This window comes from Amycolatopsis ruanii, from assembly GCF_003385175.1.
Lineage (GTDB): Bacteria > Actinomycetota > Actinomycetes > Mycobacteriales > Pseudonocardiaceae > Amycolatopsis_E > Amycolatopsis_E thermalba.
In genome coordinates this window covers 52,488-74,093 of sequence record NZ_PQHY01000014.1, presented here as the reverse complement: position 1 = coordinate 74,093, position 21,606 = coordinate 52,488, and the positions used below count along the sequence as shown (strand labels likewise).

25 protein-coding genes, 3 tRNA genes and 1 pseudogene are annotated in these 21,606 nt (G+C 69.3%); 26 read left to right on the top strand and 3 right to left on the bottom strand.

The window, feature by feature from the left end:
* Positions 1 to 7: 7 nt before the first annotated feature.
* The 7 genes from D0D28_RS10635 to D0D28_RS10605 all read left to right on the top strand — a co-directional run bounded on the left by D0D28_RS10635 (position 8) and on the right by D0D28_RS10605 (position 2,296).
* Positions 8 to 80, top strand: a tRNA-Thr gene (locus D0D28_RS10635).
* Between the two features lie 53 nt (positions 81 to 133).
* A tRNA-Met gene (locus D0D28_RS10630) sits at positions 134 to 206 on the top strand.
* A gap of 176 nt (positions 207 to 382) precedes the next feature.
* On the top strand, positions 383 to 547 hold the full coding sequence (gene rpmG / locus D0D28_RS10625; RefSeq protein WP_005453176.1) for a 50S ribosomal protein L33: 165 nt from the start codon (positions 383 to 385) through the stop codon (positions 545 to 547).
* A 342-nt stretch (positions 548 to 889) separates the two neighbouring features.
* Positions 890 to 1,339, top strand: a complete 450-nt coding sequence (locus D0D28_RS10620) for a MaoC family dehydratase N-terminal domain-containing protein (RefSeq protein WP_094003869.1) — start codon at positions 890 to 892, stop codon at positions 1,337 to 1,339.
* Positions 1,339 to 1,734 (top strand): MaoC family dehydratase, encoded by a 396-nt coding sequence (locus tag D0D28_RS10615; protein ID WP_094003870.1) that lies wholly within the window; start codon positions 1,339 to 1,341, stop codon positions 1,732 to 1,734. The genes D0D28_RS10620 and D0D28_RS10615 overlap by 1 nt, the downstream gene beginning before the upstream one ends.
* 35 nt (positions 1,735 to 1,769) lie before the next feature.
* Positions 1,770 to 1,997, top strand: coding sequence for a ribbon-helix-helix domain-containing protein (locus D0D28_RS10610; RefSeq protein ID WP_094003871.1), 228 nt, complete (start codon positions 1,770 to 1,772; stop codon positions 1,995 to 1,997).
* The gene (locus D0D28_RS10605) at positions 1,997 to 2,296 is read left to right on the top strand and encodes a type II toxin-antitoxin system PemK/MazF family toxin (RefSeq protein ID WP_094003872.1); all 300 of its coding nucleotides are present in this window, start codon (positions 1,997 to 1,999) and stop codon (positions 2,294 to 2,296) included. The genes D0D28_RS10610 and D0D28_RS10605 overlap by 1 nt, the downstream gene beginning before the upstream one ends.
* Positions 2,297 to 2,593: 297 nt before the next feature.
* Here the strand turns inward: D0D28_RS10605 and D0D28_RS10600 are convergent, their stop codons facing one another.
* Both D0D28_RS10600 and D0D28_RS10595 read right to left on the bottom strand, forming a co-directional pair.
* Entirely contained in the window at positions 2,594 to 3,499 is a 906-nt protein-coding gene (locus D0D28_RS10600; protein ID WP_116110464.1) for an SGNH/GDSL hydrolase family protein, read from the bottom strand.
* Positions 3,500 to 3,575: 76 nt separating this feature from the next.
* Positions 3,576 to 4,802, bottom strand: a complete 1,227-nt coding sequence (locus D0D28_RS10595; RefSeq protein WP_094003874.1) for a pyridoxal phosphate-dependent aminotransferase — start codon at positions 4,800 to 4,802, stop codon at positions 3,576 to 3,578.
* Between the two features lie 179 nt (positions 4,803 to 4,981).
* Between D0D28_RS10595 and D0D28_RS10590 the strand changes: the two genes are divergently transcribed.
* From D0D28_RS10590 to rplA, 6 genes and pseudogenes are all read left to right on the top strand, one after another.
* Positions 4,982 to 5,054: transfer RNA gene (locus tag D0D28_RS10590), tRNA-Trp, on the top strand.
* A gap of 27 nt (positions 5,055 to 5,081) precedes the next feature.
* The gene (gene secE, locus D0D28_RS10585; protein ID WP_094003875.1) at positions 5,082 to 5,528 is read left to right on the top strand and encodes a preprotein translocase subunit SecE; all 447 of its coding nucleotides are present in this window, start codon (positions 5,082 to 5,084) and stop codon (positions 5,526 to 5,528) included.
* A gap of 55 nt (positions 5,529 to 5,583) precedes the next feature.
* On the top strand, positions 5,584 to 6,414 hold the full coding sequence (gene nusG / locus D0D28_RS10580; RefSeq protein WP_116110463.1) for a transcription termination/antitermination protein NusG: 831 nt from the start codon (positions 5,584 to 5,586) through the stop codon (positions 6,412 to 6,414).
* A gap of 77 nt (positions 6,415 to 6,491) precedes the next feature.
* The gene (gene rplK, locus D0D28_RS10575) at positions 6,492 to 6,923 is read left to right on the top strand and encodes a 50S ribosomal protein L11 (protein WP_094003877.1); all 432 of its coding nucleotides are present in this window, start codon (positions 6,492 to 6,494) and stop codon (positions 6,921 to 6,923) included.
* Positions 6,924 to 6,959: 36 nt separating this feature from the next.
* Positions 6,960 to 7,025: pseudogene (locus D0D28_RS37600) on the top strand (hypothetical protein); the annotation flags it as partial.
* Positions 7,026 to 7,103: 78 nt separating this feature from the next.
* Entirely contained in the window at positions 7,104 to 7,823 is a 720-nt protein-coding gene (gene rplA / locus D0D28_RS10570) for a 50S ribosomal protein L1 (protein ID WP_094003878.1), read from the top strand.
* 53 nt (positions 7,824 to 7,876) lie between these two features.
* Here the strand turns inward: rplA and D0D28_RS10565 are convergent, their stop codons facing one another.
* The gene (locus D0D28_RS10565) at positions 7,877 to 8,776 is read right to left on the bottom strand and encodes a hypothetical protein (protein ID WP_240323152.1); all 900 of its coding nucleotides are present in this window, start codon (positions 8,774 to 8,776) and stop codon (positions 7,877 to 7,879) included.
* A gap of 293 nt (positions 8,777 to 9,069) precedes the next feature.
* On the opposite strand from D0D28_RS10565, the gene rplJ reads away from it, so the two are divergent.
* From rplJ to D0D28_RS10500, 13 genes are all read left to right on the top strand, one after another.
* Positions 9,070 to 9,606 carry a 50S ribosomal protein L10 gene (rplJ, locus tag D0D28_RS10560; RefSeq protein WP_094003879.1) on the top strand — a complete coding sequence of 179 codons (537 nt, stop codon included), beginning with the start codon at positions 9,070 to 9,072 and terminating at the stop codon, positions 9,604 to 9,606.
* Between the two features lie 44 nt (positions 9,607 to 9,650).
* Positions 9,651 to 10,043: a 50S ribosomal protein L7/L12 gene (rplL, locus tag D0D28_RS10555; RefSeq protein ID WP_116110462.1), complete on the top strand. Its 393-nt coding sequence runs from the start codon at positions 9,651 to 9,653 to the stop codon at positions 10,041 to 10,043.
* A 187-nt stretch (positions 10,044 to 10,230) separates the two neighbouring features.
* A complete protein-coding gene (locus tag D0D28_RS10550; protein ID WP_116110461.1) occupies positions 10,231 to 11,403 on the top strand; it encodes an ABC transporter ATP-binding protein in 1,173 nt (390 codons plus the stop codon).
* Complete coding sequence (locus D0D28_RS10545; protein ID WP_162831029.1) at positions 11,400 to 12,194, top strand: MlaE family ABC transporter permease; 795 nt, start codon at positions 11,400 to 11,402, stop codon at positions 12,192 to 12,194. Before D0D28_RS10550 ends, D0D28_RS10545 begins: the two co-directional genes overlap by 4 nt.
* Before the next feature lie 2 nt (positions 12,195 to 12,196).
* Positions 12,197 to 13,036 carry an MlaE family ABC transporter permease gene (locus tag D0D28_RS10540; RefSeq protein ID WP_094003882.1) on the top strand — a complete coding sequence of 280 codons (840 nt, stop codon included), beginning with the start codon at positions 12,197 to 12,199 and terminating at the stop codon, positions 13,034 to 13,036.
* Between the two features lie 7 nt (positions 13,037 to 13,043).
* On the top strand, positions 13,044 to 14,381 hold the full coding sequence (locus D0D28_RS10535; RefSeq protein ID WP_205413221.1) for an MCE family protein: 1,338 nt from the start codon (positions 13,044 to 13,046) through the stop codon (positions 14,379 to 14,381).
* Positions 14,378 to 15,403 (top strand): MCE family protein, encoded by a 1,026-nt coding sequence (locus tag D0D28_RS10530; protein ID WP_116110459.1) that lies wholly within the window; start codon positions 14,378 to 14,380, stop codon positions 15,401 to 15,403. Before D0D28_RS10535 ends, D0D28_RS10530 begins: the two co-directional genes overlap by 4 nt.
* Positions 15,400 to 16,386 (top strand): MCE family protein, encoded by a 987-nt coding sequence (locus D0D28_RS10525; RefSeq protein WP_116110458.1) that lies wholly within the window; start codon positions 15,400 to 15,402, stop codon positions 16,384 to 16,386. The genes D0D28_RS10530 and D0D28_RS10525 overlap by 4 nt, the downstream gene beginning before the upstream one ends.
* Positions 16,383 to 17,567, top strand: a complete 1,185-nt coding sequence (locus D0D28_RS10520) for an MCE family protein (RefSeq protein ID WP_094003886.1) — start codon at positions 16,383 to 16,385, stop codon at positions 17,565 to 17,567. The genes D0D28_RS10525 and D0D28_RS10520 overlap by 4 nt, the downstream gene beginning before the upstream one ends.
* Positions 17,564 to 18,784: an MCE family protein gene (locus D0D28_RS10515; RefSeq protein WP_094003887.1), complete on the top strand. Its 1,221-nt coding sequence runs from the start codon at positions 17,564 to 17,566 to the stop codon at positions 18,782 to 18,784. Before D0D28_RS10520 ends, D0D28_RS10515 begins: the two co-directional genes overlap by 4 nt.
* Positions 18,784 to 20,043 carry an MCE family protein gene (locus D0D28_RS10510; protein WP_094003888.1) on the top strand — a complete coding sequence of 420 codons (1,260 nt, stop codon included), beginning with the start codon at positions 18,784 to 18,786 and terminating at the stop codon, positions 20,041 to 20,043. The genes D0D28_RS10515 and D0D28_RS10510 overlap by 1 nt, the downstream gene beginning before the upstream one ends.
* A gap of 36 nt (positions 20,044 to 20,079) precedes the next feature.
* Positions 20,080 to 20,667 carry a hypothetical protein gene (locus D0D28_RS10505; protein WP_094003889.1) on the top strand — a complete coding sequence of 196 codons (588 nt, stop codon included), beginning with the start codon at positions 20,080 to 20,082 and terminating at the stop codon, positions 20,665 to 20,667.
* A 34-nt stretch (positions 20,668 to 20,701) separates the two neighbouring features.
* Entirely contained in the window at positions 20,702 to 21,595 is an 894-nt protein-coding gene (locus D0D28_RS10500) for a hypothetical protein (RefSeq protein ID WP_116110457.1), read from the top strand.
* The last annotated feature ends 11 nt before the right edge of the window (positions 21,596 to 21,606 follow it).

Genomic DNA, 21,606 nt, shown 5'->3' with positions numbered 1-21,606 from the left:
GGAACTCGCCCCAATAGCTCAGTCGGCAGAGCGTCTCCATGGTAAGGAGAAGGTCTACGGTTCGATTCCGTATTGGGGCTCGGTGGTCAGCAGGACGCCCTCGCTTCGGCGGGGGAGCCTGACGGCCGGTCAAGGCGGTGTAGCTCAGTCGGTAGAGCAAGCGGCTCATAATCGCTGTGTCGCCGGTTCAAGTCCGGCCACCGCTACGCGGATGGGCGAGCTATGCTCACAGACTGCGTGAGCCGAGTCCGCTTCGCCATTGCATCGGGGGTCGGACCCCCGGACCCCCGCCAGGGGGCAAGCCCCCTGGACCCCCACGTCGGGTGACCTGGCAGGTTGAGGTCGCCGGTGGGGGGTTCGTTGTGTAGAGAAAGGCTTTGCTGTGGCTGCCACCGACGTGCGACCGAAGATCACGCTGGCGTGCGAGGTCTGCAAGCACCGCAACTACATCACCAAGAAGAACCGGCGCAACGACCCGGATCGCCTGGAGATGAAGAAGTTCTGCCCGAACTGCGGTACGCACCGGGTTCACAAGGAAACCCGCTGACGCCAGCACCCAGGTTTCGACGAAGGCCGCTCCGGTCCCCCCCGGAGCGGCCTTCGTGCTTTCCGGGCCCCTCGCCAGGATCGTGATCCCGGCCACCACGTCGACCCCGACCGCGGCCCGGGCTGCCCACTCCGGGATCACGGGCCGTTCCGCGAGGTAGCCGAGCGCCGCCCCGCTGGCATGTCATCCCGGCTGGTCAACCTGCGCCTACGCCGTCCCGGACGGCGCGGTGTCGGCCGAGCCCGTCACCGGCGGACGTCACGCCGTCCGAGCTGTGCCACCCGCTCGGCGAGGCCGCCAGACAGGCTCTGTGCGCGCTCGCCCGGTAGGTAGGCTGCGCGGGTGCCTTTGGACCCCTCGTTCGTCGGGCGGACGTATCCGCCGGACTCCACGTACGAAGTCGGCCGCGAGAAGATCCGCGAGTTCGCCGCCGCGATCGGCGACGCCAACCCGCTCTACACCGACGCGGAGGCGGCCCGCGCGGCCGGCTACCCGGACGTCATCGCGCCGCCCACCTTCCTCACGGTGATCAACCTCGACGCGATCAACGCGATCGCCGAGGACCCCGAACTCGGGCTGGACTACAGCCGGATGGTGCACGGCGACCAGGCGTTCAGCTACACGCGCCCGGTGCACGCGGGCGACCGGCTCCGCATCACCACGACGGTCGAGGACATCATGGCCCGCGCCGGCAACGACTTCCTGACCGTGCGCGGCGAGGTCGTCGACGCCGACGGTCAGCTGGTGTGCACGACGCGGGCGCAGCTCGTCGTGCGGGGAGAGGGGGCCTGATGGCGTACGAGAAGGGCACCGAGCTGCCGCCGCTGCAGGTGCACGTCACACGCGACCAGCTGGTCCGGTACGCGGGCGCGTCACTGGACTTCAACCCGATCCACTGGAACGAACGGTTCGCCAAGGAGGTCGGGCTCCCGGACGTGATCGCGCACGGGATGCTGACCATGGCCCTGGGCGGCCGGCTCGTGACGGACTGGCTCGGCGACCCGGGGAAGCTGGTCGAGTACAGCGTGCGCTTCACCCGGCCGGTCGTGGTCTCGCCGGAGGGTGCGGACGTCGAGTTCACCGGCAAGGTCGCCGAGGTCCGCGAGGACGGCTCGGCGCGCGTGGACATCACGGCGAAGTTCGACGGCAAGACGGTGCTCGGGAAGGCCCAGGCCGTCGTCCACTGACGACAGGTTGCATCCCAAACTGGTACCGTAGTGGTATGACGAAGCAGATCGCCGTTCGTCTCCCGGACGACCTGGTGTCCTTCATCGACCACGTGGTGGAGGAGGGCGGCGCCGCGAGCCGCGCCGAGCTGGTGTTCCGCGCCCTGGAGCGGGAACGCCGCCGGCTGATCGCGGAACGCGACATCGCCCTGCTGACGGGCGGCGTGCCGGACGATCTCGCCGGGATCGAGGAGCACGCCGCCCCCTTGGACGACCTGGACTGATGCGCCCGATCCACACGGCCCGGCTCGACAAGGTGCGGCCGGTGCTGGTGCTGACGCGGGAGCTGATCCGCCCGCACCTGACGCGCGTCACGATCGCGCCGATCACGAGCACGATCCGCGGCCTGTCCACCGAGGTGCGGGTGGGCAGCCGCAACGGCCTGTCCCACGACAGCGTCGTGAGCTGCGACAACATCCAGACCATCCGGAAGTCCGCGCTGGGCAAGCAGATCGGCTACCTGATGCCGGACCAGGAGCACGAGCTGACGGAAGCGATCCGCCTGGCCTTCGACCTGGAGTAGCGCGCACAGCGCGGCTTTGAACCAACCCGAGCTGGGTGGTCATCCCGTCGCCTGACACGTGACGATCACTTTGAGCCAGGCCCGCAACCCAGGCCGCCAACCGCCGCCCGACAACGCAACCTTGCGGGCCTGGCTCAAAGTGATATGCACAAACCGGAAGGCGACGGGATGACCACCCAGCGACCACCTCGCCAAGGCGAGACGAGGCACCCCTTGGTCATCCCGGAGCCTGCCCGTCCGGCGAGGACATCCCTTGATCCCTGGAGCCGCACGAACCCCGGCGACGTGCCCACCGCGTCAATCCACCAGCTCCAGCACCACGTCGGCCATCCCGCGCTCCCCGACCGCGTTGGGATGCAGCTCCATCGCCGGTGAGGACGGCACCACGTCCTCGACCCACTTCACCCGCGCCTTGGCGCACATGTCCTTCCCCTTGGACGGCGTCGCCGTGTCCGCGTACCCGGCCTGGTTCGCCTTCGCCTCGGTGGCCAGCATCGTGTTCAGCCGCGCCAGCGACGTCCGCAGGTAGGCCACGTCCTCCGGCCCGATGGGCAGGAACGGCCAGCACCCGTTCCCGTCCGGCAGCGCCGTCGGGTACCCGACCACGATCACCCGCGCCCGCGGCGCCCGCTGGTGGATCTCGGTCAGCGCGGCGCGGATCTTCGGCGCCGTCGCGGAGATCCGCTCCGCCAGCTGGTCCCGTCCGCCCGCGGTCAGCCGCGGCTTGCACAGCGACACCGTCCGGTTGGTCGTCAGGCAGTCCCGCGCGAGGCTCACCAGCCCGACGTCGTTGCCGCCCATCCCGAGCGTGACCAGCGTCGTGTCGGGGGTGACCGCGTCCAGCTGCGGCGGGTTGACCCCGTCCGGCGTGGTCTGCGGCTCGGTCAGGTGCTGGGTGGTCGCCCCGCCGCAGCTCACGTCGGCGAACGACACCGCGGGCAGCTCGGCGGCGACGAGGTGCGGGTAGTTGTTGTTCGAGCGCGCGCAGCCCGGCGGCGTGCCCGCGGGCGCCCCGATGCGCGGCGCCGACGTGTAGGAGTCGCCCAGCGCGACGTACCGGCCGGTGCCCGGGCCGATCACCGAGCCCGGCGGTTTCGGCGGCTCGGCCGATTCGCCCCGGTCGCCGCGCCAGTACACGACACCGGCCGTCACCGCGCCCACGAGCGCGGCCACCACCACCCCGATCAGTACCTTCTTCCCCACCCGCTCCGGCTACCCCGAAAACGCCGAAGCGCCACTTCCGGCATGCGGAAGTGGCGCTTCGGGTAACCGGATCGGGTTACTTCGCCTCGGACAGCAGGGCGGCGATCCGCTGCACGCCCTCCACCAGATCGGACTCGGCCAGCGCGTAGGAGAACCGGAAGTAGCCCGGCGTCCCGAACGCCTCACCCGGCACCGCGGCCACGTCGGCCTCGCGCAGCATCAGGTCGGCCAGCTCCAGCGTGTCGGACGGCTTCTCGCCGCGGATCTCCTTGCCCAGGAGCTCCTTGAACGACGGGTACGCGTAGAACGCGCCCTCCGGCGTCGGGCAGGTCACGCCCGGGATCTCCGACAGCAGCGAGACGATCTTCTTCCGGCGCGCGTCGAACGCGGCGCGCATCTCGGCGACCACGTCCAGCGGCCCCGCGATGGCGGCCAGCGCGGCCCGCTGCGCGATGTTCGACACGTTGCCGCACAGGTGCGACTGGTAGCCGGTCGCGGCCTTGATCACGTCCTTGGGGCCGGCGATCCAGCCGACCCGCCAGCCGGTCATCGAGTAGGTCTTCGCGACGCCGTTGAGGATCAGCGTCTGGTCGGCCAGCTCGGGCACCACGACCGGCATCGAGTGGTTCTCGGCGCCGTCGTAGGTCAGGTGCTCGTAGATCTCGTCGGTGATCACCCAGATGCCGTGCTCGTAGGCCCACTTGCCGATGGCCTCGATCTGCTCCCGGGTGTAGACCGCGCCGGTCGGGTTGGACGGCGAGTTGAACAGCAGCACCTTCGTGCGGTCGGTGCGCGCGGCCTCCAGCTGCTCGACGGTGACCCGGTACCCGGTCGACTCGTCGGCGGTGACCTGCACCGGCACGCCGCCGGCCAGCTTGATCGACTCGGGGTAGGTGGTCCAGTACGGCGCCAGCAGCAGGACCTCGTCGCCCGGGTCGCACAGCGTGGCGAACGCGGAGTAGACGGCCTGCTTGCCGCCGTTGGTGACCAGCACCTGGCTGGGCTCGATGGTGAAGCCGGAGTCCCGCAGCGTCTTCGCCGCGATGGCCTCCTTCAGCTCGGGCAGGCCGCCGGCCGCGGTGTACCCGTGGTTGGCCCGGTCGTGGACGGCCTTCGCGGCCGCCTCGACGACGTAGTCGGGGGTGGGGAAGTCCGGCTGCCCCGCACCGAAGCCGATCACCGGGCGGCCCTGCGCCTTCAGCTCCTTCGCCTTCGCGTCGACGGCGAGGGTGGCCGACGGCGTGATGCCGGCGATGCGGGCCGAGATGCGGGAGCCAGTGGTGACGGTTGCGGGTGCGCTCATGACCCACATCGTCGCACGTCCGGTGTGTCCAGAAGCACGCGGGAGGCCCTTCGCGGCCCCTCGGTTGCGGGCCCGCGAAGGGCTTGCCGTAGACTTCCGAACTTGGAACGTCCGGCGCTTGACCCCGCAGGGCATGCGGGGAGGGTCAAGGGCGTCCAGCGAGCGGCTCGATTGCTCGAAGGGGTGTAGCTCAATTGGCAGAGCAGCGGTCTCCAAAACCGCAGGTTGCAGGTTCAAGTCCTGTCACCCCTGCGTCGATGTAGGTGCCTTAGCGGAGGAGTGGTCGTGAGCGACAACGACGCCGGCGGCAAGGGCCAGGAGCAGGAGCCCAAGCGGGCTGCCCGTCCGGTCACGGCCGCGGCGCGGCGCGAACGTCGCGCCTCCGCGCGCCCTGCCGGCAAGGCGGCCAAGGACGGCGACAAGGCCCGTCCGTCGGGCAAGGCTTCGGTCAGCCCCTCCGCCGACGGCGCGGCCAAGGCCGGTGAGGTCAGGAAGGGTCGCGCGACCCCGAAGCGGACCCGCAAGGACAAGAAGCCGTCCCTGTTCGCGAGGCTGGTGCGGTTCATCCGCGAGGTGTGGGCCGAGCTGCGCAAGGTCATCTGGCCGACGCGCAAGCAGATGGTCACCTACACCACGGTCGTGCTGGTCTTCGTGGCCTTCATGGTCGCGCTGGTCTCGTTGCTGGACTTCGCGTTCCGCAAGGGCGTGTTCTGGCTGTTCGGCTGAGCGCGTCTGCGGGGCCGGCACGGACACGACAAGCGATCAAGTGAGAGGACGGAACGTGACCTCCGAGAACGGCGTCGCAGCCGGCGACGAGTACGACGAGCCGGTCGAGGCGGCCACCGTGGCTGAGGACGAGGCCGCCCGGTCCGAGGCTGCGCAGTCCGACCAGGACGCCGACGGCGCGGTCGCCGAACTCGACGCCGAGCCCGCCGAGGACGAGCTCGTCGAGGACGAGCCGGCCGCCGAGGCCGCTCCGGCCGAGGACGACGACGAGGACCCGGTGGAGAAGCTGCGCAAGGAGCTGCGCTCGCTGCCGGGCGACTGGTACGTCGTGCACTCCTACGCGGGCTACGAGAACAAGGTCAAGAACAACCTCGAGACCCGTACCCAGACGCTGGACGTCGAGGACTACATCTTCCAGATCGAGGTGCCCACCAAGGAGGTCACCCAGATCAAGAACGGCCAGCGCAAGGTCGTTCAGGAGAAGGTGCTGCCCGGCTACATCCTGGTCCGGATGGAGCTCAACGACGCGTCCTGGAGCGCGGTGCGCAACACCCCCGGCGTCACCGGGTTCGTGGGCGCCACCTCCAAGCCGTCGCCGCTGACCGTCGACGACGTGGTGAAGTTCCTGGCCCCGCAGGTCGAGAAGGCCGCCCCGGCGAAGGCCAAGGGCGAGGCCGCGACGGCGGAGGCCGCCCTGGGCGCGCCCGCGGTCGAGGTCGACTTCGAGGTGGGCGAGTCGGTCACCGTCATGGACGGCCCGTTCGCGACGCTGCCCGCGACGATCAGCGAGGTCAACGCGGACGCGCAGAAGTTGAAGGTCCTGGTGTCGATCTTCGGCCGCGAGACGCCGGTCGAGTTGTCGTTCACCCAGGTCTCCAAGATCTGACGACCCAGTACACTGGATCGTTGGCCCTCGCGCGCAGGCAGGCGCGCGGGGTACTCGGTACTGAATAGGAACTAGGAATGCCACCCAAGAAGAAGAAGCTTGCAGCGATCATCAAGCTGCAGATTCAGGCGGGTGCCGCGAACCCGGCTCCGCCGGTCGGCCCCGCGCTGGGTCAGCACGGCGTCAACATCATGGAGTTCTGCAAGGCCTACAACGCCGCGACCGAGTCGCAGCGCGGCAACGTGGTGCCGGTCGAGATCTCCGTGTACGAAGACCGGTCGTTCGACTTCAAGCTGAAGACGCCGCCGGCCGCGAAGCTGCTGCTGAAGGCCGCGGGCATCGACAAGGGCTCGGCCGAGCCGCACAAGACCAAGGTCGCCAAGGTGACCTGGGACCAGGTGCGCGAGATCGCCGAGACCAAGAAGTCGGACCTGAACGCCAACGACGTCGAGCAGGCGGCGAAGATCATCGCCGGTACCGCCCGGTCGATGGGCATCACGGTCGAGTAATTCCCGCACCGCGAACGCCAACGACATCGAGCAGGCCGCACAGTGTCGATCAAAAGCATGATCGCCGGTACCGCTCGGTCGATGGGCATCACGGTCGAGTAAGAGCCCTCGGGCTCGTCGTGGGAGAGCCAGGCGCTGGCTCGTCACCACAACTGATCCACTTTCTAGCTAAGGACAGACATGGCAAAGCGCAGCAAGGCTTTCCGCCAGACCGCTGAGCAGGTCGACCGCACGCGGCTGTACGCGCCGCTGGAGGCCGTGAAGCTGGCGAAGGAGCTCTCCAAGTCCAAGATGGACGAGACGGTCGAGGTCGCGATGCGCCTCGGCGTCGACCCCCGCAAGGCCGACCAGATGGTCCGCGGCACCGTGAACCTGCCGCACGGTACCGGTAAGACCGTCCGCGTCATCGCGTTCGCCGTCGGCGACAAGGCCGCGCAGGCCGAGGCCGCCGGTGCGGACGCCGTCGGCAGCGACGACCTGATCGAGCGAATCCAGGGTGGCTGGCTCGACTTCGACGCCGCTGTCGCGACGCCGGACCAGATGGCGAAGGTCGGGCGCATCGCCCGCATCCTGGGCCCGCGTGGCCTGATGCCGAACCCGAAGAGCGGCACCGTGACGCCCGACGTGGCGAAGGCGGTCACCGAGATCAAGGGCGGCAAGATCGACTTCCGCGTCGACAAGCAGGCCAACCTGCACCTGGTGATCGGCAAGTCGTCGTTCGACGCCGAGAAGCTGGTGGAGAACTACGCGGCCGCCCTGGACGAGATCCTCCGGGCGAAGCCGTCCGCCGCGAAGGGCCGCTACATCAAGAAGGTGGTCGTCTCGACCACCATGGGACGCGGCATCCCGGTCGACCCGGCCCGGACGCGCAACCTCCTCGCGGAGGAAGCGACCGCCTGACGGTCAGTGACGTGAACGGGCCCCGGCGCTGCTGCGCCGGGGCCCGTTTCGCGTTATCGGCTGGTGGGAGTGGCCGCGGTGCTCGGCACCGGACAGGTCACGGGCCCCGGCTCGTGGCCGGTGATGAGCCATTGCCCCTTCTCCACGCGCTGCACGGTGAACGTCCCGAGGGCGGGCCCGCCCTGGATGGGGAACCGGCACGAGTCGATCGTCAGGGTATCGCCGGGTGGAGGCTCGGAGACCGAGCTGGGGATCGACTCGGCGTAGTTGTTGACATTGGTGACCTGGGCTTTCAGTGCGAACACCGCCTGCTGGCAGTCGGCGTACCCGAGGTCTTCCGCGAACTTCTGCTGGATCGGGATGTCGAACGAGCCGCACGCGAGATCGGGCCGGTTCTGCGCGATCTGGGCGTAGACCGTGCGGACCGCCTCGTACGGCTGGGTGGAGAAGATCTTGTTCGTGCGCCACTGCCCGCCACCGGTTTCCGAGGCCGGCTTGTCTTCGTCGTCGGTGGGGAAGAAGTGGTTGTACGCCAGCTTGCCGGCCACCAGCAGGACGATCAGGAACAGCAGGGCGGACAGCAGCTTCCCCGCCAGGCGCTTCGCCCACTTCGGCGCCCTGATCTTCGGGCCGGGCTGGGGGGCGGGCTGGAGCTGGCCGTACGGCGGAGGCGGCTGCACCGGCCGGCCGCCGGGGCCGGCCTGCGTCGGTGGGCCGTAGCCGGGCGCGCTTTGCACCGGGGCGTTCTGCGTGGGCACCAGCTGGCCGTTGCCCTGCCGCTGGGCCTCCGTGTAGCGGAGGAAGTCCTGGAACTGCTGGAACTGCTGGAACTGCCGCAGCTGCTCCGGATCCAGCCGCGGCTGCGCGGGTTCGACCGCGGAACCGTTGGGCTCCGGGTCCCGGGACGGCTCGTCGGGCTGCTGGCCTGGTCGCTGCTCCACCACGCGCCCCATGATGCCTGCCGTGTGGTGGCCGAGTCATCACGCACCGCGCAAACCGGCCCCCGCGCCGGGCACGAAAACCACCAGGTACGATGGACGACGGTTCTACCGAAGACCGCTGGTTCTTCACGCCGTCAGGCGTGAAGCGAAGTGCCCCGAGCAGAAGGGGCGGCCCGCGCAGGAAGAACGAGGCCGGTGCACCCGTGTGCGCCGATGACGCCCCGTGCTTGCTGCGCGTGGGCGTTTTCTTCTTCCCGGGACTCCTCGCACAAGGCGGTCACACCAGCCAAGAGAGGAGGCGACCCATGGCGAAGCCGGACAAGGTGGCGGCCGTCGCCGAGATCGCGGACCACTTCCGCAACAGCTCGGCCACCGTCGTCACGCAGTACAACGGCCTCTCCGTGTCCCAGCTGTCCCAGCTGCGCCGCGCTCTCGGCACCAGTGCCAAGTACCGGGTTGCGAAGAACACCCTCGTGCAGCGGGCCGCGGAAGAGGCCGGCATCGAGGGTCTCCAGGACCTCTTCGTCGGCCCGACCGCGATCGCCTTCGTGCAGGGTGAGCCGGTCGACGCCGCGAAGGCCCTGAAGAACTTCGCCAAGGACAACGCCGCCCTGGTCATCAAGGGCGGCTACATGGACGGCCGCCCGCTGTCCGTCGACGAGGTCAACCAGATCGCCGACCTCGACAGCCGCGAGGTTCTCCTCGCCAAGGCGGCAGGCGCGTTCAAGGCCAAGCTGTCCCAGGCCGCGGCACTGTTCCAGGCCCCGGCGTCCCAGGTCGCCCGCCTCGCGCAGGCCCTGGCCGACAAGCAGCAGGGCGACGAGGCACCCGCCGAGAGCTGACGTACCACCCACCCCGTACCACCCGTTAGGAAAGGAACGCCATCATGGCGAAGCTGAGCACCGACGAACTGCTCGACGCGTTCAAGGAGCTGACCCTGCTGGAGCTCTCGGACTTCGTGAAGAAGTTCGAGGAGACCTTCGACGTCACCGCCGCCGCCCCGGTCGCCGCCGCGGTGGCCGCCCCGGGTGCCGCCGCCGCGGGCGCCCCGGCCGAGGAGGAGAAGGACGAGTTCGACGTCATCCTCGAGGGTGCCGGCGACAAGAAGATCCAGGTCATCAAGGTCGTCCGCGAGGTCGTCTCCGGTCTGGGCCTGAAGGAGGCCAAGGAGCTCGTCGAGGGCGCCCCGAAGCCGCTCCTGGAGAAGGTCGACAAGGACGCCGCCAACGCGGCCAAGGAGAAGCTCGAGGCTGCCGGCGCCAAGGTCAGCGTCAAGTAGTCGCGAATTTCGCATCTCGAAAAAGGCGGGTCACCTCCACGGTGGCCCGCCTTTTTCGGATCACCTGGATTGTGGCTTGCAAAACTCATGAGTAACCTGCCCGGGACTTGACTCGTTGCACCCTGTTGACGCCGGGCAGGCGTGTGCCAGGGTGTTGATCCACGGCGTCGGAGCTGCGGGAGGTTCGATGGGTGCCGAGGTGGTCATCGAGGGTCTGACCAAGTCCTTCGGGCGGCAGAGCATTTGGCGGGACGTGACCTTGACACTGCCTCCGGGCGAGGTGTCGGTCATGCTGGGCCCGTCGGGCACCGGTAAGTCGGTGTTCCTGAAGTCCATGATCGGGCTGCTCAAGCCCGACCGGGGCAAGTGCGTCATCAACGGCGTGGACATCGTGCGGTGCAGCGAGCACAAGCTGTACGAAACGCGAAAATTGTTCGGTGTCCTGTTCCAGGACGGCGCGCTGTTCGGGTCGATGAACCTCTACGACAACGTCGCCTTCCCGCTGCGCGAGCACACCAAGAAATCCGAGACCGAGATCCGCCGGATCGTCCTGGAAAAGCTCGAGATGACCGGTCTGGCCGGTGCCGAAAAGAAGCTGCCCGGCGAGATTTCGGGCGGGATGCGCAAGCGCGCCGGCCTGGCCCGGGCGTTGGTGCTGGACCCGGAGATCATCCTGGTCGACGAGCCGGACTCCGGTCTGGACCCGGTCCGCACCACCTACATCTCGCAGCTGTTCATCGACGTGAACGCGCAGATCGACGCCACGTTCCTGATCGTCACGCACAACATCAACCTGGCCCGCACGGTGCCGGACAACCTGGGCATGCTGTTCCGCAAGGAGCTGGTCATGTTCGGCCCCCGCGAGGTGCTGCTGACCAGCGAGGAGCCGGTCGTCAAGCAGTTCCTGAACGGCCGCATGGACGGCCCGATCGGTATGTCCGAGGAGAAGGACACCGCCCAGATGGCCGCCGAGCGCGCCATGTTCGAGGCCGGCCACCACGCCGGCGGTGTCGAGGACGTCACCGGCATCCCGGCCCAGATGCAGCCGACCCCGGGCGTGCCGACCCGGCAGGGCGCGATCCGCCGCAAGGACCGGGTCATGAAGATCCTGCACACGCTCCCGCCCGCGGCGCAGGAGGGGATCATCGAGTCCCTGTCGCCGGAGGAGCAGCGCCACTACGGCGTCACGCCGCGCCGCGCGGTGCACACCGGCAGCAGGCACGCCGCCCCGACCCATCCGCTGCCGACGCAGCACCAGGGGCAGCTGCCGCAGGAGGAAATCGCCCACATGCCGCAGTCGGGCTGGTCCAGAACCGAGACCACCGACCGGCTGCGTGGCCCGGGGGCCGGTGAGGCATGAGCTCGACGGCCTCCCCGGCCAAGGTTCCCGGACTCGGAATGCTGCGTGAGACCGGGAAGTTGTTCGCCCTCGGGCTGGACATCATCCGCGGGTTCTTCCAGCGGCCGTTCCAGTTGCGGGAGTTCATCCAGCAGTCGTGGTTCATCGCGAGCGTCACGATCCTGCCCACGGCCCTCGTCGCGATCCCGTTCGGCGCGGTCATCTCGCTGCAGTTCGGGTCGCTCGCGCGTCAGCTCGGCGCGCAGTCCTACACCGGCGCCGGCAGCGTGCTCGCGACCGTGCAGCAGGCCGCCCCGCTGGTGACCGCGATGCGCGTCGCGGGCGCCGGCGGCAGCGCGATCTGCGCGGACATCGGCGCGCGCACCATCCGCGAGGAGATCGACGCGATGGAGGTGCTCGGCGTCTCCGCGGTGCAGCGGCTGATCGTGCCGCGCGTGCTGGCGATGATGCTCGTCGCGTTGCTGCTCAACGGCATGGTCAGCGTCATCGGCGTGCTCGGCGGCTACTTCTTCAACGTCGTGCTGCAGGGCGGTACGCCGGGCGCGTACCTGGCGAGCTTCTCGGCGCTGGCGCAGCTGCCCGACCTGTGGGTCGGCGAGATCAAGGCGCTCATCTTCGGCTTCATCGCGGCCGTGGTCGCCGCCTACCGCGGGCTGAACCCCGCCGGCGGCCCGAAGGGCGTGGGTGACGCGGTGAACCAGTCCGTCGTCATCACGTTCCTGTTGCTGTTCGTCGTGAACTTCGTGATCACGCTCATCTACCTGCAGATCGTCCCCGGAAAGCTGAGCTGATCATGGCGAGCATCGGTCAGACGGCGAAGCGGATCGCCACCCGTCCACTGGAGATCCTGGACAACTTCGGCGACCAGATGTCGTTCTACGCCCGTGCGCTGGCGTGGACGCCGCGTACGCTGCGCCGCTACACCAAGGAGGTCCTGCGGCTGCTGGCGGAGGTGAGCTTCGGCTCCGGTTCGCTGGCGGTCATCGGCGGCACGGTCGGCGTGATGATCGGCCTGACCCTGTTCACCGGTGTGCTGGTCGGCCTGCAGGGCTACTCGGCCCTGAACTCGATCGGCACGTCGGCGTTCACCGGGTTCCTGACGGCGTTCTTCAACACCCGCGAGATCGCGCCGCTGGTCGCCGGGCTGGCGTTGTCGGCGACCGTCGGCGCCGGGTTCACCGCTCAGCTGGGCGCGATGCGGATCTCCGAGGAGATCGACGCGCTCGAGGTGATGGGCGTGCCGAGCCTGCCGTACCTGGTGACCACCCGGATCATCGCCGGGTTCGTCGCGGTCATCCCGCTGTACGTGATCGGCCTGCTGTCGTCCTACCTGGCGTCGCGGCTGGTCGTCATCTACATCTACGGGCAGTCGGCAGGTACGTACGACCACTACTTCAACCTGTTCCTACCTCCCGAAGACGTCTTCTACTCGTTCATCAAGGTGCTGATATTCAGCGTCGTGATCATCCTGACCCACTGCTACTTCGGGTACCGCGCCTCCGGCGGCCCGGCCGGCGTGGGTGTGGCGGTGGGCCGCGCGGTGCGGCTGAGCATCGTCACGGTCGCCATCATCAACTTCTTCATCGGGTTTGCCATCTGGGGAACCTCGGTGACGGTCCGGATCGCGGGGTGAGGACACAGTGGTGACCTTGCGTCGCAGGCTGCTGGGCCTGCTCCTGATCGTGGTGCTCGCGGCGGGCGTCACGCTGTCGATCGCCATGTACAACAAGGCGTTCACGCCGACGGTCGAGGTGAAGCTGCAGGCCGGCGAGGTCGGCAACCAGCTGCTGCCGCAGTCCGACGTCAAGGTGCGCGGGCTGATCGTCGGCTCGGTGAAGTCGATCGACGCGAGCGCCGAGGGCACCACGCTGACGCTCGCGCTGGACCCGGAGTCGGCGAAGCTGATCCCGGAGAACGTCAGCGCCCGGTTCCTGCCGAAGACGCTGTTCGGCGAGCGGTACGTGTCGCTGGAGATCCCGGAGCGGCCGTCGGCGAAGACGATCGCCGCCGGTGACGTGATCCCGGAGGACCGCACGCAGGACGCCGTCCAGCTGTCGCAGGCGCTGGACAACCTGCTGCCGGTGCTGCAGGCCGTGCAGCCGGAGAAGCTGTCCACCACGCTGACCGCGATCTCGACCGCGCTGCAGGGCCGCGGCGAGACGCTCGGGCAGACCCTGTCCGAGCTGGGCACCTACTTCGGCGACCTGAACCCGCACCTGCCGCAGCTGCGGGAAAACCTGCAGGAGCTGGCGAAGTTCTCCGACAACCTGTCCGACGCGGCGCCGGATCTGGTGCAGACGCTGGACAACCTGTCGACCACGACGAAGACGGTGTTCGACGAGCAGCAGAACCTGCAGGCCCTCTACGCCAACGTGACCGCCGCTTCGCAGACCCTGGAATCGTTCGTGAGCGCGAACGCGAGCAACCTGATCAGCCTGGCCGAGAACTCGCGCCCGACGGCCGAGCTGCTGGCGAAGTACGCGCCGGAGTACCCGTGCCTGTTCGGGTCGATGGCCGAGCTGGTGCCCTTCGTGGACCAGGCGCTGGGCAAGGGCACGAACCAGCCCGGCCTGCACGCGACGATCGAGATCGTCACCACCCGCGGGCCGTACGTGGCCGGCCGCGACGAGCCGCGCTTCGAGGACAAGCGGGGCCCGCGCTGCTACAACGTCAAGGAGTTCCCGCAGCCGTTCCCGCAGTACCCGCCGGAGGGTCCGATCAAGGACGGCGCCCAGCCGACCCCGGCGTCGAAGTCGGCCAGTGACGGCCTGCAGCCCGCCAACACGATCGCCGACGCCGGCGGCTACAACGGCGGCGGTGGCGCGGCGGGCGGCAACCCGGCCAACAGCCGGGCCGAGCTCGATTTCCTGTCCCAGCTCGTCGGCCCGGTGGCCGGCCTCGACCCGGCGGCCATGCCGGGCTGGTCCGGCCTGCTCGTGGGCCCGCTCTACCGCGGTGCGGAGGTGACGGTCAAGTGAGGGGACTGGTCGCGCCGCTGATCAAGCTGACGATCTTCATCGTGATCACCGTGTTGTTCACGGCGATCCTCGGCATCAGCATCGCCAACATCAACACCCAGGACACCACCGGGTACAGCGCCCGCTTCACCGACGCGACGCTCGTGCTGCCCGGTGACGACGTCCGCATCGCGGGCGTGAAGGTCGGCCAGGTCACGAACGTCAAGATCGTGGACCGGCGCCAGGCCCAGATCGACTTCGAGGTCGACCAGGGCCGCACCCTGCCGGCCGGGGTCACGGTGCAGATCAAGTACCGCAACCTGGTCGGCCAGCGGTACCTCTCGCTCGGCCAGGGCACCGGCAAGGGCACGCTCGAGCCGGGCAGCACGATCCCGCTGGAGCGCACCACCCCGGCGCTGGACCTGGACGAGCTGTTCAACGGGTTCAAGCCGCTGTTCCGCGCGCTCAACCCGGAGGACGTCAACAAGCTGTCCTACGAGCTGATCCAGGTCCTGCAGGGCGAGGGCGGCACGATCGACAGCCTGCTCGCCCACACCGCGTCGCTGACCACCACGATCGCGCAGAAGGACCAGGTGATCGGCCAGGTGGTGACCAACCTGAACACAGTGCTGGACGCGGTCAACGCGCACACCCCGCAGCTGACCGACCTGATCGACAAGCTGCAGCGGCTGACCACCGGACTGGCGCAGGACCGCGACTCGATCGGTGACGCGATCGACGCGCTGGGCGGGCTGGCCACCACCACCGCGGGCTTCCTGGACGAGGCACGCGAACCGCTGAAGAACGACATCTCGGCGCTGGGCGGGCTCGCCCAGAACCTCAACGACAGCGAGCCGGTGGTGGAGCACTTCATCCAGTTCCTGCCGCAGAAGGTCACGACGCTCGCGCGCACGGCCGACTACGGTTCCTGGTTCAACTTCTACCTCTGCTCGGCGACCGGGAGCGTGTCCCTGCCGCCGCTGATCAACCAGGAGATCAACCTGCCGATCATGCCGCAGACCCGGGACCGGTGTGGATCATGAGGAGCTTCCAGTCCCGCAACCCGGTGCCCATCGCGGTCGTCGGCCTCGTGCTGATGCTGCTGGGCTTCGTCGCCGCGCTCAACGCCGACGACCTGCCGATCATCGGCGCCGGGACGAGCTACGAGGCGGAGTTCACCGAGGCGGCCGGCCTGAAGGCCGACGACGAGGTGCGCGTCGCCGGGGTGAAGGTCGGCAAGGTCACCGACGTGACGCTGGACGGCGCGTCGGTGAAGGTGACGTTCAAGGTCAAGGACACCTGGCTCGGCGACAAGACCGCGGCGGCGATCAAGATCAAGACGCTGCTCGGCCAGAAGTACCTGGCGCTCGACCCGGTCGGGGAGAAGGCGCTGGACCCGGGCACGCCGATCCCGAAGGAACGGACGCTGGCGCCCTACGACGTGCTGGACGCGTTCCGGGACCTGTCGACCACGGTGAACGACATCGACACGGACCAGCTGGCCCAATCCTTCGACGTGCTGTCCCAGACGCTGTCCGGCACCTCCGACAACGTGCGTGGCGCGCTCAACGGCCTGTCGCAGCTGTCCGACACGATCGCCAAGCGGGACACCGAGCTGGCGCAGCTGCTGCAGAACACCAACCAGATCTCGCAGACGCTGGCCGACCGCGACCAGCAGCTCACCCGGTTGCTGCAGGACGGCAACCTGGTGCTGCAGGAGGTCGCCGCCCGTGAGCAGGCGATCTCGACGCTGCTGACCGGCGCGCAGGAGCTGTCCCGGCAGCTGCAGGGACTGGTGAGCGACAACGACGCGCAGCTGACGCCGGTGCTGACCTCGCTGGACCAGCTCACCGCGATGCTGCAGCGCAACCAGGACAACCTGGCCCAGGGCATCGCCCGCTTCGCGCCCTACATCCGCGTGTTCACCAACACCGTCGGCAACGGGCACTGGTTCGACAACTACATCTGCGGTCTGATCCTGCCCTCGATCGGCCCCCTGAACGAAGAGGGGTGCAACCAGAAATGACGGAGACCCGCTTCGGCCGATCCCTCGCGCGTGGCATCGCGGCGGCGTGCGTGCTCGGTCTCGTCGTGGCCGGCGTGCTCTGGTGGACCCTCAAGGACGCCGACAAGAAGCACGTCACCGCCTACTTCACCAGCGCGACCGGCCTCTACGTGGGCAACAGCGTGCGCGTGCTGGGCGTCGACATGGGCAAGGTGACCTCGGTCGAGCCGATGGGCGACCGGGTCAAGGTCGTCATGGAGTACGACCGCGCGGTGCAGGTGCCCGCCGACGCGCAGGCCGCGATCGTCGCGCCGTCGCTGGTCAGCGACCGGTACGTGCAGCTCGCCCCGGCCTACACCGGCGGCCCGGTGATCAGCGAGGGCGCCACCATCCCGCTGGAGAAGACCGCGGTGCCGATCGAGGTCGACCAGCTCTACGAGAGCCTGGACAAGATCAGCCGGTCGCTCGGCCCGAACGGGGTGAACTCCAACGGCTCGCTGTCGGACCTGCTCACCACGCTGGCGCAGAACATGGACGGCAACGGCCAGGCCCTGCACGACACCATCACGAAGCTGAGCCAGGCGTCGCGGACGCTGTCGGGCAACAAGGACGACCTGTTCGGCACGGTCGCCAACCTGGCCGACTTCACCACCACCCTGGCCAACAGCGACAACCAGGTGCGGCAGTTCGAGCAGCGGCTGGCCGACGTCTCCGGCTACCTGGCGGGGGAGAAGGACAACCTCGCCGCCACGGTGCAGCAGCTGGGCACCACGCTCGCCACGGTGCAGCAGTTCATCAACAACCACTCCGACCGGCTGAAGTCCAACGTGGACAAGCTGGCCAGCGTGACCCAGGTGCTGGTGGACCAGCGCAGCGCGCTCGCCGAGATCCTCGACGTCGCGCCGGTCGGCCTGAACAACGTCATCAACGCCTACAACGGCTCGTCGGGCACGCTCGACGCGCGGGCCAACCTCAACGAGCTGACCCAGCCGCCGATCGTGATGATCTGCAACCTGCTCAAGCAGACGCCGGAGGCGCTGGACGCGATCGGCAACCTGTGCAGCTCGGTGGCGCCGCTGCTGGATGGCGCGGTGCCGCTGCCGTCGGTCGCGCAGACCGTGCACGCGCTGCAGAACGGCCAGCTGCCGCCGCTGCCGCTCCCGCTGGCGCAGACCGTCTACGGAACGGGGGCGTCGCAGTGAGGAAGCCACTCGCCCTCGCCGCCGCCGGCTTGGCGGCGGCGCTGACCCTGACCAGCTGCTCGTTCGGCGGCATCTACGACGTGCCGCTGCCCGGCGGCGCCGACCTGGGCGACCACCCGTACACGGTCAAGGTCCAGTTCGCCGACGTGCTCGACCTCGTGCCGCAGGCCGGGGTCAAGGTCAACGAGGTCCCGGTGGGCCGGGTCGAGTCGATCGGGCTGACCGAGGACGGCTGGCACGCCGAGGTGACGGTCAAGCTCAACGGCGACGTCAAGCTGCCCGCCAACGCGCTGGCCAACATCCGCCAGTCCAGCCTGCTCGGGGAGAAGTACGTCGAGCTGGCCTCGCCGGGCGAGGACCTCGCGCAGGGCACCCTCGCCGACGGCGCGGAGATCCCGCTGGCCCGCACCAACCGCAGCGTCGAGGTGGAGGAGGTGCTCGGCGCGCTGTCCATGCTGCTCAACGGCGGCGGGGTCGAGCAGCTCAACACCATCACCAAGGAGCTCAACGCCGCCACCGAGGGCCGCGAGCCGGACATCCGGCGCCTGCTGGACAACGCCAACCAGCTGGTGTCCACACTGGACGCCCAGTCCGGCGACATCACGCGGGCGCTGGACGGCCTGAACCGGCTCTCCAGCACGCTGGCCGGGCAGAAGGACCAGATCGTCAACGCGATCGACGACCTCGGCCCCGGCATCGGGATCCTGGAGCAGCAGCGCACCCAGCTGGTCACCATGCTCCAGGCGCTGCAGAACCTCTCCGGCGTCACCGTGGACACGCTGAACAAGAGCCAGGAGAACCTGGTCGCCGACCTGCGCGCGTTGCTGCCGACGCTGCAGAAGCTCGGCGAGGCCGGCGCCGACCTGCCCAAGTCACTGGAGATCCTGCTGACCTACCCGTTCACCGACGCGGCGATCGACGGCGTCAAGGGCGACTACTTCAACCTCTACGCCAAGATCGACCTGAACCTGCAGAACGTGCTGCAGAACCTCAGCCGCAGCAGGCAGAACCCGCTGGCCGGGGTGCTGCCGGACAGCCTGGCCGGCCTCACCGGCGGGGTCGAGGGCGAGCAGGCCAACCAGCCGCCGCCGCTGCCGTTGCCGCTCCAGGTCGCACCGCAGAGCACAGCGGCCACCGGCGCCACCGGGGCCACCGGGGCGCAGCCGCAACAGACCGGGGTCGCGGGCATCTTCGGCCTGCTGGCGGGAGGTGCGTGATGCTGGTCCGCAAGACGAAGATCCAACTGGTCGCGTTCCTGGTCATCTCCGTGGTGGCCGTGGTGTACGCGCTGATCCGGTTCGCCGGGCTCGGGCAGGTGTTCGGCCAGACCGGGTACACGGTCAAGCTGGAGCTGACCCAGTCCGGCGGCATCTTCACCGGGGCCGAGGTCACCTACCGCGGCTACAACATCGGCAAGGTCGGCCAGCTGCGGCTCACCGCCGAGGGCCTGGAGGCCGACCTGGAGATCGACCCGGACACCCCGCGGGTGCCGGCGAACCTGCAGGCGGTCGTCGCCAACCGGTCGGCGGTCGGGGAGCAGTTCGTCGACCTGCGGCCGGTCGCCGACGGCGGGCCGTACCTGGCGGGCGGGTCGGTCATCCCCGCCGCGAAGACGCAGGTGCCGATCGGCACCGACCAGATCATCACCGGCCTGGACAGCCTGGCCTCCTCGGTGCCGAAGGACGCGCTGCGGACCGTCGTCGACGAGTCCTACAACGCGTTCAACGGCACCGGCCCGGGCCTGCAGCAGCTGCTGGACACCGCGCGGGACTTCACCGCCACCGCGCAGCAGTACCTGCCGCAGACCGTGCAGCTGCTCGACTCCGGTGAGCGGGTGCTCCAGACGCAGAACCAGCAAGCGGGCAACCTGAAGGAGTTCAGCCGCAACCTCAACGAGCTGTCGGCGACGCTGAAGGGCTCCGACGCCGACATCCGGCGGCTGATCGAGGTCGCCCCGGGCGCGGCGCAGACGCTCAACCAGTTCGTGACCGACCTCGGGCCCGGGCTCGGCGAGCTGACCGCGAACCTGCTGACCACGTCGAACCTGCTGCTGACCCGGCAGGACGGCATCCAGCAGGTGCTGGTCAGCTACCCGGTGCTGGCGGTGGGCGCCCGCAGCGTGGCGCCCGGCGACGGCACCGCGCACCTGGGGCTGGCGCTCAACCTGTTCGACCCGCCGGTGTGCACCAAGGGCTACATGAGCCCGGAGCAGTACCGCACGGGTGCCGAGACCACGCCGCGGGAGCCGAACCTGAACTCCTACTGCGCGGAGCCCGCGGGCAGCCCGATCGGCGTGCGCGGTGCGCAGAACGCGCCGTACAACGGGGTGCCGGTGGATCCCTCGCCGCAGGAGGTCGCGCAGAATTCGAACCGCGACGAGGAGCAGCTGGCGTACATGCGGGGCACCCCCGGCGTCGTCGGCTCGCCGGGCGTCTCGATCACCAGCCTGTCCGCCCTGCTGGGACTGCCCGGCTGACGCCGCCCACACCCGACCTACCTACTCTGGAGAGCTATGAGTTCGGACGAGGCACGGACCGAGGAAGCCGGCTTCCCGGATCCGCCGGCCGAGGACCCGGCCACCGGGGACAAGCTGGGCCGGTACCTGGTGCTGGGCACGGCCGCGCTGGCCGCGGCGGCGCTGATCGTCGCCGGGATCTTCGGGGTCCAGTGGTGGGTCGCCTCCACCGACGACAACCTGGCGCTGGCCCAGGCCCGCGACGACGTGGTCAAGGCGGGCACCACGGCGGTCAAGGCGTACACGGAGCTGGACTACACCAACCCGGACGGCTACTTCGCCCAGCAGAAGGCCGTGTCGACCCAGGAGCTGGCCGACCAGATCACCGCGACCGAGCAGAACTACCGCCAGGCCATGACCGAGGCCAAGACCAAGGTGACCACCACGGTGCAGGACATCGGGGTGGAGGAGCTGGACCTGCACGGCGGGAAGGCGAGCTTCCTGGCCGCGATCAGCACGCTGGTCGCCAAGGAGGGCGCGCAGCCGGTCGCCAAGCCGCTGCGGCTGGAGGTGCAGATGACCCGGGTCGGGGACGAGTGGAAGGTGTCCGGGATCGGGTCGGTGCCGCTCGTGAGCGGGCAGTAACGGTCGCCGCAGGCGTACGAGGAGAGGACCAGTCATGCCACCGTCTCGCCGGCAGACACCGCCGGTGCGCCGCCGTCCCAAGGTCGCCGGCGCCGGGATCCGGCGTCCCTCGCCGAGGCCCCGCGACGAGGAGTACGCCGAGACCGAGGAGGTCACGGGCCGGGCCGCGGCGCCCGAACCGGAGGTCGATGACTTCGAGGTCGCCGAGCCCGAGGCCGCTGCCGAGGCCCCGGCCGAGCCGCGACGGCCCAGCCCGCGGCCCAAGGCCCGCGACGAGGGCGAGCCGAAGCCGGAGAGCTACGCCGAGGCCGAAGCAGCCACGTCGGACGAGGAGCCGACGGCTGCGGGGGAGCGGCGGAAGACGAGCCCGTACGTGCTGGCCGGCGTGCTGTTCGGTCTGGCGCTGGTGCTGGCCGGGTTAGCGGTGTGGTTCAAGATCGAGGGCAACCGGGTCGACGAGATGATGTCGAACACGGCGCTGCTGGACACCGCCCGCACGGCGGAGGTCAGCAAGGCCGCCACGGGTGCCGCCGAGTCGCTGTTCTCCTACGACTTCAACAACATCGCGAAGACCCAGGACGCGGCGAAGAACCTGCTGCTCAACGACGAGGTGAAGGCCAAGTACAACGCCATCTTCGGCGAGGTCGAGCGGCTGGCCCCGCAGCAGAAGATCGTGGTCACGGTGAAGGCGACGCGCAGCGCGGTGATCATGCTCGACGGCGACCGCGCGAAGGTGATGGTGTTCGTCGACCAGACCTCGACGCGCACGGACCAGAACCAGACGGCGAGCGGCAGCGCGCAGCTGTGGCTGAACATGCAGTACGTCGACGGCGAGTGGAAGGTCTCGGCGCTGGACACGTACACAGCCACCCAGCCGACGCCAGCGCCGTCCAGCGCGCCGCCCGCGTCCCCGGCACCGTCCCGCTGATCCATTCCGGA

Excerpts from the sequence above, each read along its gene's own strand:
- D0D28_RS10595 (WP_094003874.1), bottom strand. The coding sequence starts at position 4,802 with ATGAGCGCACCCGCAACCGTCACCACTGGCTCCCGCATCTCGGCCCGC.
- D0D28_RS10540 (WP_094003882.1), top strand. The coding sequence starts at position 12,197 with ATGGCGAGCATCGGTCAGACGGCGAAGCGGATCGCCACCCGTCCACTG.
- D0D28_RS10505 (WP_094003889.1), top strand. The coding sequence starts at position 20,080 with ATGAGTTCGGACGAGGCACGGACCGAGGAAGCCGGCTTCCCGGATCCG.
- rplA (WP_094003878.1), top strand. The coding sequence starts at position 7,104 with ATGGCAAAGCGCAGCAAGGCTTTCCGCCAGACCGCTGAGCAGGTCGAC.
- D0D28_RS10520 (WP_094003886.1), top strand. The coding sequence starts at position 16,383 with ATGACGGAGACCCGCTTCGGCCGATCCCTCGCGCGTGGCATCGCGGCG.
- D0D28_RS10525 (WP_116110458.1), top strand. The coding sequence starts at position 15,400 with ATGAGGAGCTTCCAGTCCCGCAACCCGGTGCCCATCGCGGTCGTCGGC.
- D0D28_RS10565 (WP_240323152.1), bottom strand. The coding sequence starts at position 8,776 with ATGGGGCGCGTGGTGGAGCAGCGACCAGGCCAGCAGCCCGACGAGCCG.
- D0D28_RS10550 (WP_116110461.1), top strand. The coding sequence starts at position 10,231 with ATGGGTGCCGAGGTGGTCATCGAGGGTCTGACCAAGTCCTTCGGGCGG.
- rplJ (WP_094003879.1), top strand. The coding sequence starts at position 9,070 with ATGGCGAAGCCGGACAAGGTGGCGGCCGTCGCCGAGATCGCGGACCAC.
- D0D28_RS10500 (WP_116110457.1), top strand. The coding sequence starts at position 20,702 with ATGCCACCGTCTCGCCGGCAGACACCGCCGGTGCGCCGCCGTCCCAAG.
- D0D28_RS10545 (WP_162831029.1), top strand. The coding sequence starts at position 11,400 with ATGAGCTCGACGGCCTCCCCGGCCAAGGTTCCCGGACTCGGAATGCTG.
- D0D28_RS10510 (WP_094003888.1), top strand. The coding sequence starts at position 18,784 with ATGCTGGTCCGCAAGACGAAGATCCAACTGGTCGCGTTCCTGGTCATC.
- D0D28_RS10615 (WP_094003870.1), top strand. The coding sequence starts at position 1,339 with ATGGCGTACGAGAAGGGCACCGAGCTGCCGCCGCTGCAGGTGCACGTC.
- rplK (WP_094003877.1), top strand. The coding sequence starts at position 6,492 with ATGCCACCCAAGAAGAAGAAGCTTGCAGCGATCATCAAGCTGCAGATT.
- D0D28_RS10605 (WP_094003872.1), top strand. The coding sequence starts at position 1,997 with ATGCGCCCGATCCACACGGCCCGGCTCGACAAGGTGCGGCCGGTGCTG.
- rplL (WP_116110462.1), top strand. The coding sequence starts at position 9,651 with ATGGCGAAGCTGAGCACCGACGAACTGCTCGACGCGTTCAAGGAGCTG.
- D0D28_RS10610 (WP_094003871.1), top strand. The coding sequence starts at position 1,770 with ATGACGAAGCAGATCGCCGTTCGTCTCCCGGACGACCTGGTGTCCTTC.